This window comes from Burkholderia sp. TSV86, from assembly GCF_001522865.1.
Classification (GTDB): Bacteria; Pseudomonadota; Gammaproteobacteria; order Burkholderiales; family Burkholderiaceae; genus Burkholderia.
The window spans coordinates 504561-522022 of the sequence record NZ_LOWB01000116.1 but is presented as its reverse complement, the minus strand read 5'-3'; the positions used below and the strand labels follow the sequence as shown (position 1 = coordinate 522022).

Genomic DNA, 17462 nt, shown 5'->3' with positions numbered 1-17462 from the left:
TAACGTGTCGCGACGCGCTCATGCGTGCGCGGTTTCATGCACGCCTTCGGCGGGCGCGGCGCCCGGCTCGGCCGTGCGCGGCGCATCGGCCCCGGCCGCACTCGAGTAGATGCGCCGGCACGCGTCGATTACCTGATCGAGCGACGGTTGCGCCGACAGCATCAGCATGTGGCAACGCGCATCGACGTCGATCACGCTGAGCGTCGGCAGCGCGCTCCGCCAGCCGCGCAGATAGTCGGCCTCGCCGAGCCGGCTCGATTCGCCGCGCACGAACAGATAGGGCTTCAGCGGCCCGAAATACTCGCCGCCGCGATTGCGCAGGTAGTACGCCGCGAGTGCATCCGGCCGCGGCAGCGGCAGCACGTCGAAACCGGCGGGATCGTATGCCGCCTGCACGGCGGCGTGGTGCCGGATGCGCTGCGTGAGCTGCGCGGCGGATGCGTCGACGCCGCGCGCGACGGCCGCTTTAACGACCGTATCGAGAAAGGCGTCGTCGTCGATGTCGGTGGCGATGTCGTCCTGATGAATCATCGCGTGGAGCGCCTGCTCGACGTCATCGCGCCGCATCGCGCCGATCGCCATGTTCGCCGCTTGCAAATACAGCGTCTTCGTCGATACGGCCGATTCTTTCATCGCATCGCCGTCGAGGCTGTCGATCATCACGAGCGAATCGACGGCCTCGCCAAGTTCCTGAAGTTGGCGCGCGACTTCGTATGCAAGCGCGCCGCCGAGCGAGTAACCGCCGAGCGAATACGGCCCGTCGGGCTGCTGCGCGACGATCAGGTGACAGTAGTACGCCGCCATCGCCTGAAGACCGTGCAGCGGCGCGCGCTCGCTCAGGTAGCCGCGCGCCTGGATGCCGAAGAATGGCCGCTCGACGTGCTGCGCGAGCGTCTGGTACACCTCGACGCCGCCGATGCCCGCATGAATCCAGAAGACCGGCCGGCCGACCATCCGTGAGTTGAGCGCGACGAGTTCCGGATAGCGCCGCCCGCCGGGCGCGCCCGCGCCCTCGCGTGCGCGCTGCGCGGCCGGCGCGGGCCCGCTCGCGTATGCGCGGCCGATCTCGCGCATCGACGTGCAGCGGCGCAGATCGTCGAACGCGATTTCGCCGAACCGTTCGGCCAGCGCCTGATGCAGCAGCGTGAACGATATCGAGCGCAGCCCGTAGTCACTCAATGCGCGCTCGGCGTCCCAATCCTGCGTCGGCAACCCGGTGATCTCGGCCAGCAGTGCGCGCAGCGCATCGACCGTGCACGCCGTGCCGGGCGCGGCAGCGTCGGCAATCCACGGGCGCGCCGCCGTTATAGCGGGTGTCGCGGGCGGCTCGACCCAGCACCGCACGCGATCGAACGGATAGAGCGGCAGGCCGACAGGCGGCTGCGACACGGTTCCATCGAGATCCCGCCAGTCGACGTCGCCGCCGGTCGCCCAGTGCGCGGCGAGTGCCGTCAGCCGGTCGGCCTGCTGCGGCGCGGCTGCCAGCCGTTGCCCGGGCGCGGCGTCGCCGCGGCCCTCGAAGCGCGCCCCGGGCACGCAGGCGGGCGCACCCGCGCAGTACGCGTCCAGTTCGGCAAGCAACGCGCGCTTGTCGGGCACGACGAACGCGATGCGATGCGTCAGCGCATCGCGTTCGTGCCGCAGCGCGCGCGCATAGCGTGCAAGCGTCAAATCGCGCGGCTCGCGCAGCCAGTCGAGATGCAGGCGGGCCAGCGCGGCCAGCGCGTGCGCGCTCTGCGCGGACAGCACGATCAACTGCGCCGCGCCATCGGCGTCGACAACGGCGTCGGCCGGCTTTGCCCCGATGGCGCACGCCTCGACAATCGCATGCGCATACGTGCCGCCCGCGCCGAACGAATCGATCGCCGCCCGCCGCGGCAATGGCGGCGCACCATCGGCGTTGACTACGGGTTCGGGCCAGTCGCACAACGTATGAGCGAGCGAGAACGGCGCCCCGCGCCAGTCGATCTCGGGATTCGGCGTGCCGATTGGCGGCGTCGGCAGCCATTTCCGATGCCGAAGCTGCAGCAGCACCTTCGTCAATTGCGACATGCCCGACGCCGCCTCCGCGTGCCCGATGTTCGATTTCACGGTGCCGATCGCGCGCGGCACGCCCGGCTGCGCAAAGACCTTGCTCAGCGCGCGCATCTCGACCGCGTCGCCAAGCGCCGAGCCAGTCGCGGCCGCTTCGACATAGCCGATGCTGGTCGCGCAGACACCGGCCTTGTCGAGATTCTCCTCGATGAGCGCGACCTGGGATTTCAAATTCGGCGTCGCGTAAGGGTTCGTCCCGCCGCTGTGGACCACGTGAGTCGAGCGCAGCACGGCGAGCACGTCGTCGCCGTCACGCAGCGCGTCGCGCAACGGCCGCAGCAACACCGCGCCGACGCCCTCGGCGGGCAAATAACCGTCGCCGCCGCCGAAGCTGCGCCGCTCGGGCGTGCTGGCGAGCATGCCCGACACGCCGAGCCCGACGTATTTCTTCGGATGCAGCGACAGATTCACGCCGCCGACGATTGCGCCCCGGCACTCGCCGCGCAACAAGCTTTCGCGCGCATAGTGGAGCGCGACGAGCGCCGACGAGCACATCGTGTCGAGCGCGACGCTCGGCCCGCGCAGGTCGAACACGTGCGACACGCGATTCGCGATCGACCCATACGACGCGATCGACGTCAGCGATTCGCTGACGGGGTTGCTGTCGAACGCCGCATATTGCTGGTACATCGCGCCGACGAAAACGCCGATGCGCCAATCGTAGCGCTCGGCGACGCGGCGACGCGTGAGGCCGCCGCTCTCGAACAGGTGCTGGACGATCTGGAGGAACAGCCGTTCGTTCGGATCGATGACGCTCGCCTCGCGAGGCGTCATGCCAAAGTAGCCTGGGTCGAACGACGCGACGTCGCTCAGGAAACCGCCCCACTTACAGCGGCTCTTGCCCGTTTCCGGGGCAGCCGCGTAGTAGTCGGCCGCGTTCCATCGATCGGCCGGAACCTCGGTGACGCCGTCGTAGCCGCGGGCGAGCTGCGTCCAGAACGCGTCGACCGAGTCCGCGCCCGGATAGCGGCCCGCGACGGCAACGATCGCGATGAGATCGTCCTCGCCGGCCGCGCGCCGTGGCGTATGTGACGGCTCGTGTGACGGCTCGTGTGACGGCTCTTGCGACCGCGCATCGGGGGCAAGCTTCGGCGGCGTGGGTGCGGGCGTCGCCTGCACGGTCGGCGCCGGCATAGGCGCTGGCGCTGACACGAGCGCCGGCGCGCGGTCTCCCGAAGCGCAGCCGGTGCCGCTGTCGCTGCCCCGCTCACTGCCGCTGCACGCGTCCGAGTTCGCGGCGGGCCAGCGCGCGGCAACGCGATCGCCGTGCTGTTCGACGAAATAATCCGCCAGTTCATCGAGCGTCTGATATTCAAAGAAAATCGTTTTCGGCAACGAACCGAAATCCGTCTCCAGTTCGGCGATCACCTTCATCATCATCACCGAATCGATGCCATAGCGGCCGAGCGGCGCGTCGGCACGAATCCGGTGCTCGGCCAAGCCAAGCTGGGCGGCGACGAGCCGAGTCAGATGCGTGCGGATTGCCGCTTGCCGCGCATCGCCGGGCCGCGCCGCAGGCGGCATCGACGGCGTGCGGGCCGCTGGCGGCGCAGACGCGGCGGGCGCGGCGAGCGCGCGCGCATCAGCTGTATGGTTCGCATCGGCCGCGCGCGGCGCATCAACCTCCCACTGCGCGGCAGCGGGCGCGCGCGCAACCGAACCGCCGCGTGCCGCCTGCGCGGCCGCGCGCAGCCGGGCTGCGTCGCCCGCGACGACCATCAGTTGCTCGGCGTCGAGCGCGAGCGCGCGGTAGAACGCCTGCAAGCCGTCCGGCGTCGACAACGGACGCATCCCGCCATCGCGCCACATCCGCTCGATCTGCGCATCGTCCATCCGCATGCCGCCGTCGCGCCAGTACGGCCAGTTGACCGACACCGTGCGGCCGTGCGCGAGGCCGTCGCGCACGGCTTGCGCTCGCAGCCGCGCGTAGCCGTCCATGAAGCCGTTACCGGCGGCGTAATCGGTTTGGCCGGCGTTGCCGAGCACGCTCGACACCGACGAAAACAGCGCGAAGAACGACAGCGGCACGCGGCGGCTTGCGTCGTCGAGATTCACCACGCCGCGCGCCTTCGGCGCGAGCACGGCGCGAAACTCGTCGGCCGGCTTGCGCATCAGCAGATTGTCGCGAATCACGCCCGCGCAATGCATGACGCCGTCCAGCCGGCCGCACGCGGCAAGCGTCCAGCCGATCAGCCGCTCGACCTGCGCGCGCTCGGCGACGTCGGCGCGCACGTAGCTGACCGGCAGGCCCTCGCGCGCCCAGCGCTCGATCAGCTCGCGGCCATCCTCGTCGAGACTCGAACGCCCGGCGACGACGACCCGGTTGCCAAGCCCAGCCGCGCCGATCGCGTCGACGAGCACCCGCCCGAGCCCGCCGAGGCCGCCCGCGATCAGATACGCGTGCCCGGCGCGCCAAGGCGGGCGCGCATCCGTCGCCGGCTGTTCTTCCCAGCCGAGCGCATAACGTGCGTCGCCGCGATACAGCAACGTGACGTGCGAATCACGCGCTGTCGCATTCGCATTGAGTTTCGATGCGAGCGACGCGAGCGTCTCGAACGGATTGACCGTGATCGCCTGCCCGCGAAACGCCGGATATTCGGCCCGGATCGACAGCAACTGCGCGGCCGTGCCCGCGCGCAACGCGTGCTGCCGCTCGTCGAGCACGACCTGCACGACGGGCGGTGCGCCCTCTTCCGACAGCGCGCGGCGCACGCCGTCGTGCAACGCGAGCACGAGGCGCTCGAGTGTGTCCGGCGCGTCGTGGCCGCCACCGCTGAAGTCATGACACGACGCGCCGGGAAATTGCGCGCTCAGCGCGTCGAACGGCTGCCCAGCCAGATGACAGAAGTACAGATGATGCGTTTTCGGCTGCATGCTTGATTCCCCGCAATTCAAAGATCGGCCGGCACCCAGCACGGCGCCAGCATCACGATTTCGTCCGGCCGCGCGGCCGCGCCCGCCGGCATGCCCGCGCCGGGAGAGCGCGTGGACAAGCCACGGATCGACAGGCAAACCTCGCCCGCGTCGTCGTACAGATCGATATCGAACGCCGCACCGAGCGCGCCGGCGCAGTTGCGCCCATAGCGCGCCGCAACAGCGCCGGTACAGTTCGATGCGCTCGGTCGCGAATGGCAGCGCGGCGAGCGTGCTGGAATCGTTCGCGCCGGCGGCGCTGCGCGCGTCGAACAGCGCGAGCGCCTGCAACGCGCCGTCGAGCAAACCGGGATCGATGGTCCAACGCGCGTGCGCCGTGCCCGCACCGGCAGCCGGCTGCGCCGACAAGCGCACGAGCAGGCTGTCGGGCGCCTCGCCCGCCCACGTGAGCGTGCGCAGCGACGGGCCGTAAACCATCCCGGCCGCCGCGAGGCGCTGATAGAACGACTCGGGCGTCACCGGCAACGGTTGATATCGGCGCCGCAACGCGTCGAGATCGACCGCGCGCGGCTCGGGCAGCACGTCGCGCGTTTCGATCGCGCCCTGGCAGTGGATCGCGGCGGACGAAGCCGGCGCACCGCTTTTCGGCCCGGACGTCAGCGCAAACGACAGCCGATCGCCGTCGCCGCGCTGCAAGCGGACGTCGAGCTCGATCGCAGCGTCGGCATCGACAGGCTCGACCCACGCGAGGTCGCGCAGACGCATCGGCAGCACGTCCTGCGCCGCCGCGCCGGTCGCGGCGTCGGCCGCCGCGCGAATCAGCTCGATTTGCACGGCGGCGGGCAAAAGGGCCCGGCCGTGAATCCGGTGGTCGGCGAAAACCGGTTCGTCGTCATCGATGCGGCTCGTGAAGCGCAGGCCGTCGAGCGTCGACCGGTTCTCGTGCAGCAGCGGATGCAGCGGCGCCGCGCTGCGCGGGCTCGGCGGGCCCGCGCGCATCGTGAGCGCGTGCAGCGATTCGACGCCGAGATCCAGCCAGAACCGCTCCTTGGCGAACGGATAGCTCGGCAAGCTCACGCGCCTCGCCCGCGCGCCGCGGTAAAGACGCGCCCAATCGACGTGCAACCCCTTGACCCACAACGCGAGCAGCTTCGTCCATTTCTCTTTTTCGAACCAACGTTCGATGGCCTCGCGCAAATCGTCGTCGCCTTGCAGCAGGCCGATCGACGCGCGGTGATCGTCGACGCAGCCGACGTGAATGTCGACGCGGCTCGCATGCCGGCCCGACAGGAACGCGTCGAGCGCGCTGCATACGGCTTCGTGCGACGCCGCCGTCAACGCAAGCCGGTGCTCCATCGCTTCCCGCCCGATCTGCAACGTGTACGCGAGATCCCGCAGCGGGACCGGCCGCGCCTCGTCGCGCAGGCGCTCGAGCAGCCGCTCGGCGCGCCCGGTCAACTGCTCGCGCGTGCGGGCGGACAGCACGATGGCCACCGTGCCGGGGTGATCGCCGCCGGCGTCGGCCGGCTCGCCGCGATACTCCTGAATCACCAGGTGCGCATTCGCGCCACCCGCGCCGAACGACGAGACGCCAGCCGTGCGCGGCAGTTCGTCGGCCGCGCCGCCAGCCGTCGGTATCGGACGCGGCCACGGCTCGACGCCGCGCTGTAGCCGGAACGGCGTGCGCGCGAAGTCGATGCGCGGATTCGGGCGCTCCGCGTGCAGCGACGGCAGCAGCGTCGCATGCTGCATTTGCAGCAGCACCTTCGTCACGCCGGCGATCCCGGCCGCGCTCTCGCAATGGCCGATATTGCCTTTCACGGAACCGAGCGCGCACGATGCGCCGCCGCCCGCGCGGGCAAAGGCGTCGGCCAGCCCCTTGATCTCGATCGGATCACCGAGCGGCGTGCCGGTGCCGTGCGCCTCGATGTAGCCGATCTGCGAAGCCGGCACGCCCGAGCGGCGTATCGCCTCGCCGATCACGTCCGCTTGCGCGGCGGGATTGGGCACCGTGAAGCCGCTGGTGCGGCCGCCCGCGTTCAACGCGCTCGCCTTGATGACGCCGTAGATGTGGTCGCCCGCGTCGACGGCTGCTTGCAGCGGCTTCAGGACGAGCGCGCCGACGCCCTCTCCGACGACGAAGCCTTCGGCGTCCGCGCCGAACGCGCGGCATTTGTCGTCGCCGGCGAGCATGCCCATCGTCGACAGGCCCATATAGTGGGCCGGACTCATGATCAGGCTCACGCCGCCCGCGATCGCGCAATCGCACGAGCCGGCGGCGATGCTCTCGAGCGCCAAGTGAATCGCGCTCAAGGACGACGAGCACGCCGTGTCGACCGCCAGGCTCGGCCCTTTCAGATCGAACAGGTACGACACCCGGTTCGCGATCGACCAATAGCTCGCGCCGTTCACGTAATCGGCGTTCATCACGCCGACGAATACGCCAACCCGGTTGCCGGGCGCGAGCGTGGCCGGCGTATAGCCCGCGTCCTCGATGCTGGCGTAGGCTTGCTCGACGAATAGGCGCGCCTGCGGGTCCATCCGCTCGGCTTCGGTCGGGGAAATTTGGAAGAACAGCGGATCGAACGCGTCGATATCGCGCACGAAGCCGCCCCATTTCGTGTAGTGCTTGCCCCACTTGCCGCGTTCGGCATCGAAGTGCGCGCGCCAGTCCCAGCGATCGTTGGGGATCTCGCTGATACAGTTCCGGCCTTCGCGCAAGTTGCGCCAGAATTCATCGAGATCGTCGGCCTGTGCGTAGCGCCCGCTCATGCCGATTACCGCGATGTCGCACGCGCGTGATGCCGTGCGCCGTGCGTCGTCGGCGTTTGGCGGTGACGGGAGCGTCGCGGCGGGCGTGGGCATGGGCTTAGACGCGGGCGACGTGAGCGCGGGCGCCGGCTGCGCAGCCGAAACAGCAGACGCGCCGGCCGCCGTTTCGGCGACAGGCGCGACGCCCACCAGCACCTCCAGCTCCCGGCGGTGCGACGCGACGAAATGCTCGACCAGCCCGCGTATCGTCTGCACCTCGAAGAACAACGTATTGCTGACGTCGCTGAACGACTGATTCAGCTTGGTGACGAGCCGCACCGAATAGATCGAATCGATGCCGTAGCCGTCGAGCGGCTCGTCGACATCGAGACGATCGAACGGAATGTCGAGTTCGGCGGCGATCAAGCCTTTGAAGTACGCGAGGCTCGCATCGACGAGGCGTTCGTATGCGCCATCGGCGGTGCGGACGTCAGCGGCAGTGTGCGCGTCAGCGGCGATGCGGGCGGCGCGCGTTTGCCCGCTGCCCGGCTCATTTGCCTGCCCGCCAGCCGGCGCGGCGGCCTCGGGCGGACGCGCGACGGCGGACGCGTCGTGCGAAATCGCTTGCGAGGACGGCGCATCCGACGCGCGCGCGGCTATCCGGACCACGCCGTCATGCGTCGCGAGCCAAATGCCGTCCACTGCCCGGCGCGGCGCGAACCCTTCGCGGCGCAACGCGTCGCGCACGGCATGCCCGGCCCCGCCGTCGCCGACGAGCAGCCGGCCACCGCGTTTCATCAAGCGTTTCAGGCGGCGCAGCAGCGTGTCACTGCCGGCTTCGCCATCGATGCGCGCCAGCACGAGATCGAACGGCGCATGCGCATCACGCGTCACATCGGACGCCGCGCCGATGCGCAGCACCGGCAAGCCAGACAAGCGCGCGGCGGCCGGCGCTGCCGGCGCGGCGCGCGCGTCGTCCACCGCGCCGATCACATACGCGCCGCATCGCCGCGGATGCGCGAGCAGCCGTTCCGGCAAGCCGGTATCGAGCGCGGCGCGCCCATCGACGTCGAGCAGCGTCGGCGCGGTGTCCATCCGAGCGGCGGCCTGCGCGAGCAGCGCCATCACGCAATCGGCAAAATCGCCGTCGAGTTCGGGCGGCGCGTCGGCAAGCGCGGCGTCGTGCGGCAACACTTGCAGCATCTCGTCCGGCGGCAGCAGCCCGCGCGGATAGGCGACCTGGTCGGTCACCTTCAGCAGCGCCAGTTCGCTGACATCCTGGCCGAAAAGTTGCGCGAGCGCCGCCATCCCGTCGTCGGGCTCGATCGACGCAATGCCGTTGCGCGCCATGATTGCCCGATAACGCGGTGTCGCGCCAACGCCGACACTGCCCCAATACCCCCAGTCCACGACCTTGACCGCGCAGCCCAGATCACTCGCGAGCCGCGCGGCAAGCGCATTCTGGAACAAGCAGCCGGCGCTGTAGTTCGCCTGCCCTGGCGGCGGCGTGAATACGACGGTCGACGAGAAAAACAGCAGAAAATCCGGCGGCGCGTCGCGCAGCGCGATGCCGAGATTGACACTGCTGTCGACCTTGCTGCAGTAGACCCGCCGGAACGATGCTTCGTCCATGTTCGCGAGCGCGCTGTCCTCGAGCACGACGGCCGAATGGATGACGCCGTGAATCGCGCCGAAACGTGCGCGGACAGCCGACAGGCAAGCGTCGAGGGCGGCGAGGTCGCAGGCGTCGGCCTGATAGTAAGACGGCGCGCGCGCGCCGTGCGTGCAGGCGTCGATGCGCGCGCGGATTTCGGCGTCGAGCGCCTTGCGGCCGACCCAAACCACCTGCGCGTCGCACTCCCGTATCGCGTGCGCGCTCCACGCCGCGCCGATCCCGCCCGCGCCGCCGATCACGACATAGACCCCGTTTCTGCGCAACGGCATGCGCTCCGAGCGGGCGTCGAATTCGGCGCGCAGCCATTGTTTCGCGTACCAGCGCCCGCCGCGCTGCATCCGCAGCGTGCCGAGCGCATCGCAAGGCTGAGCCAGCAACGCTTCGAGACGCGCGCCGCCGCCGGCTTGCGCATCTTCTACGCGTTCGATGTCGACATGGCGCACGCGCCAGCGCGGCATCTCCTTCGCGATCGTGCCGACGATGCCGTGCACGCCGCTTTGCGCGAAGTCGAAGCGATCGCCGGGAAAACCGTGCGCCTGCGTTTGCACGACCGTCAGCTCGAATGCCTGGGGCGCAGCCTTCAAATGCTGCAGCGCCTTCACGAGCCGGAACACCGGCAGCACGCCCGCCTGTTGCGCGCGCTCCACGGCGGCCCGGTCGAACGGCGATGCGTCGCTCGACGGCGCGATCCATACGAGATGATCGAAATCGCGCCGGGCGAGCCGCGCTTCGATTTCGTCGCCATCCAGATGAGATTCGAGCAGGATTCGCGCGGCGTGCGCACAGCTCGTCGCGAACCGGTCGAGATCCGCCTGGCTCGCGGCAGCGATGAGCAACCGCGTATCGGCTGTCCGCTCGGCGGCGGCAGCGGGCGCTTCGCTCCAGCGCGGCAGGAAGTAGTACGTCTGCGCGCTCGCGGTCGAATCGCCGCCGCGGTGCGCGGCAGGTGTGGCGGCAGCCGCGTCAGCAGTCTTGGCGGCCGGCGCGCCGCTCGCCGGCGCGTCGAGCCGCAGCGCACCGTAGCCGACGATCGCGACCCGCACGAGTCCGTCTTCGTCGCACAGATCGATGTCGAACTTCGCGACGCGCGCGCCGTCGTCGCGCCGGCGCGCGAGCGCCCACATCACGCGCTCGCACGGGCCGCGCCATTCGATGCGTTCGATCGAGAACGGCAGCAGCGGCCGCGTATCGTCGCCTGCGCCGGCAAATGCGGCGGTGGCCTGCAAAGCACCGTCCAGCAGCGTCGGCGGCATGCCGAACGGTGTCACCAGCGCCGCCGTCTGCGCCGCTTCCACTTCGAGCCGCGCGAGCGCGTGATCGTCGGCCGCGCGCAACGCCACGATGCTCTGGAACGCTGCGCCGTAGCCATAGCCGGCGCCGCGGTAGCGTTGGTACAGCGCGTCGCCCGACACCTCCTGGCCGCAGGCGGCCGATAACGCGGCGAGATCGTGCCGGCGCGCACGCGCGTCGACGAGCGATGCGCTCGCCTGAGCGTACTGTCGCTGCGCGTCGTCGCCGTCGACGCAACGCAGCGCCCATGCGTCGGCGCCGGGTTCGCCGCGCACCTCGATATCGAGCGAGAGCGCAGCGTCGCGCTGCCACGCCGGCTGCAGCCATGCGAGATTGGCGAGCTGAAGGGCGCGAGTGCCGGTCGGCCGCATGCCGCTCGATGCGGCGGCCGCCGCGAACATCTCGATGAACGCCGCGGCGGGCAGCAACCGTTCGCCGTCGATGCGATGATCGTCGAGAACGAATTCGCGGCCATCGAAGCGGCTGCTGAAACGCTGCAAGCCGACGCGCGACGTGTTCGCGTGTAGCAGCGGATGCAGCCAGCCCAGACGGACGGCGTCGGGCGCATGCGCATCGGGCGCGGCCCCGCCCGACTGCTCGATCAGATCCGTGACCCAATAGCGTTCGCGCGCGAACGGATACGCGGGCAACCCGATCTTGCGCGGGCGGGGCTCGTCATATCCCGCCAGCCAGTCGATCTGCGCGCCGTCGACCCACGCGCTCAGCGCGGCATCCAGACCGTCGCGCGGCGAAATCCGCGGCTGCTCCGCATGTGCCGCGCGGGCCTTGCCCGTGCGCACGTTCGCGGCGGCCGCGTCGCCCGCGACGTAGGCGGCAAGACGCGCGCCGAGATCGTCCAGCGACGACGTGATCAGCCCGAGCCGCTCGCTCATCGCCTCCCGGCCGGTCTGCAGCGTATAGGCGATGCGCGGCAGTTGCGCGTCGCGCCAACCGTTGCGGCGCACCGCGAGCAACAGCCGTTCGGCCGACTGCCGCAACGCCGCCGGCGTCTTCGCGGACACGATGATGGCCACGGGCTGCGGCGCGCGCGCCTGCTCGACAAGCTCCGCCCGAGGCTCGACGTATTCCTCGATCAACACGTGCGCGTTCGCGCCGCCCGCGCCGAACGACGAAATCCCCGCGATGCGCGGCAGCTCCGTGTCGACGCCGTGCACCGGCACGACCGGCCGCGGCCACGGCGCCAGCTTGCGCTGCACGCGAAACGGGCTGTGCTCGAAGTCGATGTTCGGGTTGAGCGTGTCGGCATGCAGCGAAGGCGCGAGCTGCCGATGCCGCATTTGCAACAGCACCTTGCTGATTCCCGCGATGCCCGCCGCGCTTTCGCAATGGCCGATGTTCGACTTCACCGAGCCGATCGCGCAGAACTGCCGGTCCTGCGCGTCGCCGCCGAACGCGCGCGCGAGCCCCGCTATTTCGATCGGATCGCCGAGCGCCGTGCCGGTGCCATGCGCCTCGATGTAGCTGACCGCGCGCGGCGCGATGCCCGCCTTCGCGAGCGCGCCCGCGATCACGGCGGCCTGCGCGGCCGGATTCGGCACCGTGTAGCCGTTGGTCTTGCCGCCGTGATTGAGCGCCGATGCGCGAACGATCCCGTAAATCTGATCGCCGTCGGCGATCGCGTCGCGCTTGCGCTTGAGCAATACCGCGCCGACGCCCTCGCCCGGCACATAGCCCTCGCCGCCTTCGCCAAAGCTTTCGCAGCGCCCCTTCGCCGACGCGAAGCCGCCTTGCCCGAGCATCAGGTACTTGTTCGGATGAATCGACACGTTGACGCCGCCCGCAATCGCCATCGCGCATTCGCCGTCGCGAATGCTGCGGCACGCGAGATGCAGCGCGGTGAGCGACGACGAGCACATCGTGTCGAGCGCGAGGCTCGGGCCTTGCAGATTGAACAGGTACGACACGCGATTCGCGATCGACGCCGGATGGCCGGGCACCGCGAACGGCTGTCCGCGCGCCGCGGACTCCGCGCCGAACAGCGGATATTCCTCGTACATCACGCCGACGAACACGCCGACGTGCCGCCCCTTGCCGCCCCCCGGCGCGCCCGGCAGGCTTGCGCGGGTGTAGCCCGCGTCCTGCATCGCTTCATACGCGCACTCGACGAACAGCCGCTCCTGCGGCTCCATTCCAACCGCCTCGCGCGGCGAAATACCAAAGAAAAGCGGATCGAACTTGTCGACATCGTCGATGAATCCGCCGTGCCGGCAATATGTTTTGCCGATCTTGTTGCGCTCGGGATCGTAAAAACGCGCGTGGTCCCAGCGTTCGGGCGGGATCTCGCGAATCATGTCGCATCCGCCGGACAGGCGCGCCCAGAACTCGTCCATGTCGCGCGCGCCCGGATAGCGGCCGGCCAGGCCGATGATCGCGATGTCATCGTCGGAGGCATCGGCCGCACCGGAAAGCGCGGGCGCGGGCGCGGCGGCGCTCGCAGCCGGCAAAGCCGGCTGCGGGCCGGCTCTCGGAGCGTCGGGTAGCGCGCACGCGTCGAGCACGGCGCTTGCATCGCGTGGCTCGGGCTGCGCCGACGGCACCCGCAGGTCAGCCGCGTCAGCTTCGTCAGCCGGGCCGGCCATGCTCTGCCGCTCGGCCGCAATCGCGTCGCCCAGCCGCTGCGCATGCACGCTCACGAAGTAATCAACCAGCTCGCCGAGCGTCTGATGCTCGAAAAAGAGCGTTTTGGACAAACGGCCGAACGTTTGCTCCAGATCGTCGGTGAGACGGATGATCATCAACGAATCGATCCCGTATTGCTCGAGTTGCGCATGCTCGTCGAGCGTGCCGTCATGAAGACGCAGAATCCGGGCAAAGCGGTCGCGAAAGAATGCGAGCGCGCGCTCGCGCAGCCCGGCGTCCGGCGATGAAGGCGATGCGGCCGGCAGGGCTGGTGCGGCTGGTGCGGCTGGTGCGGCTGGTGCGGCTGGTGCGGTTGGTGCGGTTGGTGCGGTTGGTGCAGTCGGTGCAGTCGGTGCAGTCGGTGCAGTCTGCACGGTCGGCGCGCGCCCGATCGGTTCAGCGGCGGCTGGCCGCGATGGCGTTCCGAATGCCGCGCCATCGCCCGGCATCGACGCGCCGGCGTCATCGGCCGCCGCCTCGCGCGGCAACGTCCGGACCGCCAGGCCGTGCAGCAGCGCGACCGCCCGCCCTCGCGCATCGATCAAGTCGACGTCGATGCGGCGCACCACGCCCGCCGCTGTGCCTGCCCGATAGCGACCCCATGCCCACAGCGGGCCGTCGGGCACCGGCGCCGCGAGTTCGAAGCGCTCGAGCGAGAACGGCACGGCGGCAGCCGGATGCTCGACGTCGAGGATGTCGAGGCCGAACGCCGCTTGCAGCGCTGAATCGAAGAGGCCGGGATGCACGACGAACGGTTCGTCCGCCGGCATGCGTGGATTGCGCAGTTCCGCGAGCACCCCGTCGCTGCCGGCCCACAGGCGCTCGATGCACTGATGGCCCGCCCCGTATTCGAAGCCCGCTTCCGCAAGCCGCGGATAGCAGTCCGCGCCGTTCAGCTCGCGTTTGGCGCGCGCGCGCAGCGCGGCGAGATCGACGGGTTCGCGCGCCGGCTCGCCGCGCGGCTCGGCGGCCTCGCCCCGGCCGTGGACGACGCTCGTTCCGGCGGGGCCGTCCGACACGAGTTCGAGCAGCCCGCCGCCCGCCGCCGGCTGGACACGCACACGCACGGTAATCCCGTTCGCGCCGGCCCATGCGGGCTGCAACCAAACGACGTCGCGCAGCACGAGCGGCGGTATCGGCCGGCCGATGGCCCGCAGCGCGCGGCCGAACAGTTCGAGATACATCACACCGGGCAGGATCGACCGGCCGTTGACACGATGATCGCGCAGATAGAAAGCGCCGGCGTCGAGCCGGCATTCGTATGCCGCGTCGATCGGGCCCGGCTCGTCGCTTGCCGCGCCGCGCGCCGGCGGCGTGCCGGACAGCGACGCCGCCGCCCAATGACGGCGCCGCTCGAACGGATAACCAGGCAGACTCACGCGCTTGGCTCCGCCCGTCGCGCCAAGCCGCGCCCACGGAATGACCGCGCCGCCCGCCCATGCCGCGGCGAGTTCGGCTGCGCTTGCGCGGCGGCAGCGTTCGACGTCCCATTCGAGCGCGCCGGCGTCGCGCGCGACACCCCGGACGATGCCCGGATGCGCGGCGTCGGGCGCGGCGGCGAATGCACGAAGCTGCGCGCACAGCGCGTCGAGCGACGTCGCGCAGATCGCGACACGGACCGGCAGCGCCTCGCGCCCAACCTGCAACGTATGCGCGATGTCGTCGAGCGCAAGCGAGCGGGTGTGCGTCAGGTGCGCGCGCAATTGTTCGGCCATCACAGGCAGCGTGTCGGCCTCGACGGCGGACAACAGCACGAGCCGAGGCTCGCGGTCGGCAATGTCATTCAGCATGATGATTTCCCGGAAATTCTTCGAAGAGCACGTGTGCGTTCGTGCCGCCGATGCCGAACGAACTCAACCCGGCAAGACGCGGCGCGCCGCGCTCGGACGGCCACGGCGCCGCGCTCGACGGCAGGTGGAACGGCGTGCCGCGCAGATCGATGTAAGGGTTCGGCGTCGCGCCATGCAGATTCGGCGCGAGTGTGCGGTGCTTGAGGCTCAGCACGATCTTCAGCGCGCCGGCGATTCCCGCGGCGGCTTCGAGATGGCCCACGTTGGTTTTGACGGCCCCGAGCGCGCAACGCGCGGCCGGCCCGCCCGACGCGTCGCGCCAGACCTCCTTGAGCGCGTTGATTTCGATCGGATCGCCGATCGGCGTGCCCGTGCCGTGCGTCTCGACATAGCTCACGTCGCCCGCGCGTATGCCCGAACGCCGGTAAAGCCCCGACACGAGCGCCGCCTGCGCGGCCGGGTTCGGCGCGGTCATCGAGTTCGCGCGGCCGCCGTGATTGACCGCGCTGCCGCGTATCACCGCGTGCACCGGATCGCCGTCCGCCAGCGCGGCCGCGAGCGGCTTCAGGATCATCGCGCCCGCGCCCTCGCCGCGCACGTAGCCGTCGGCGTCGGCCGCGAACGTGCGGCAGCGGCCGCCCGGGCTCAGCATCCGCGCTTTGCCCATCGACAGCGTGATGCGCGGCTCGAGCAGCACGTTGACGCCGCCGACGATCGCCAAGCGGCAGTCGCCGCGGCGAATCGCGCTAATACCTTCGTGAATCGCGACGAGCGAACTCGAACAGGCGGTGTCGAGCGCGACGCTCGGGCCGTGCAGATCCAGCAGATACGACACGCGGTTCGCGATCATGCTGTGGCCGTTGCCGAAATTCGCGAGCGGATCGACTTCGCCGCGCGTCATCAGCATGCTCGCGTAATCCATCGAGCTTGCGCCGACGAACACGCCCACCGAGCGCTCTGGCAGCGACCGTGGCGCATAGCCCGCGTCTTCGAGCGCATGCCAGGCCGTCTCGAGGAAAAGCCGATGCTGCGGGTCCATGTATTCGGCCTCGAGCGGCGACAAGCCGAAGAACGCGGGCGAAAATTTGTCGACGTCGTTGACGAAGCCGCCCCATCGCAGCGCGTCGCCGCCCGGCTGGCCCACGTAGTCGCGCCAGTTCCAGCGTTCGGCCGGCGCCTCGCGAATCAGATCGACGCCGTCGCGCAGGCTGCGCCAGAAGCTGTCCAGATCGTCACAACCGGGCATCACGCCCGCGATGCCGATCACCGCGATCGCGCCGTCGCTCGCGGCAGACGGAACCGGCGTGACGCCGGGCATCGCGGTGGGCGCGCGTACCGGCGCGGCAGGCGCTGCCGCAGCGGCGGCTGTCTGCGCGGCCGGCATCGGGGCGGCGGCGAGGACCGCCGCCGGTGCCATCGCCGTCATCTCGGCGGCTGCGGGCGTCGGCTCGACTGACTCGACTGACTCGACTGGCTCGACGGTCGATGCCGGCGCGGCGAAGGCCGTCGGCTCGTGGATGGCCGCTTCCGCAGCCCCCGACGCAGCCCCCGATGCAGCAGTGGATATTGCCGCCGATGCCGCCGTATCGGACTCAGCAGCGGCAACGCTCGCCAGCCATTTGCGCGTGGTGCCGTGCCGATAGAAGTCGGCGGGCGTGCTGCGCGTGCCGAAAGCGCCGTTCAACGCATCGGCCAAACGGACGAAGCGGAACGAGTCGAAGCCGAGCTGATGAAAGTCCTGATCCACGTCGAGCGTTTCGGCCGGCACGCCAAGCACGCCCGCAACGACCGCGAGCGCACGCGCTTCGCCGCCGGACGCCGCGCCGCCCGTCGCAGCGGCGTCAAACGGCAAAAGCCGCGCGTTGGCCGCGCGCACACTGGCCCGATCGAGCTTGCCGCTCGCCAGGCGCGGCAGCGCCGCGACATGGTGGAACCGGCCGGGCAGCAGCGCCAACGGCAGCGTGCGCGCGAGATGCGTGCGCAGCGTGGCGCCGTCCGTCGGCTCGCGCAGCTCGACGAACGCTTCGAGCGCGATACCGCCAACGCCCGGCTCGACGATCGCGTCGACGACGCTCGCGTGCGCGCGCAGCGCGGCCTCGATTTCTCCAGGCTCGACCCGTTGCCCATTGACTTTCACCTGGCGATCGCGCCGTCCGATCAGCACGAATTCGCCGTCCGAGCGCCGGTAGCCGAGATCGCCGCTGCGGAAATAGCGCTGCGGACCGGCGCCGTCCGGATCGGCCATGATAAAGCGTGTGTCCGATCCGGCCGATTCGCCGGCATAGCCTTCGGCGAGCGCGAGCCCGCCGACCAGCACCTCGCCTTCGACGCCGTCGGCGCAGAGGCGG

2 protein-coding genes (1 of these 2 only partly in view) are annotated in these 17462 nt (G+C 70.2%); both read right to left on the bottom strand.

All coding sequences use genetic code 11. The annotated features are described in order from the left end of the window. Window positions 1-18 precede the first annotated feature (18 nt). A complete protein-coding gene (locus WS68_RS28045; RefSeq protein ID WP_156429637.1) occupies window positions 19-15114 on the bottom strand; it encodes an SDR family NAD(P)-dependent oxidoreductase in 15096 nt (5031 codons plus the stop codon). Further along, on the bottom strand, window positions 15104-17462 hold the final stretch of the coding sequence (locus tag WS68_RS28040; RefSeq protein ID WP_059573046.1) for a non-ribosomal peptide synthetase. It continues 13334 nt past the right edge of the window; only the last 2359 of its 15693 coding nucleotides appear in the window; the start codon falls outside the window, past its right edge — the gene reads right to left on this strand; it ends in the stop codon at window positions 15104-15106. Before WS68_RS28040 ends, WS68_RS28045 begins: the two co-directional genes overlap by 11 nt.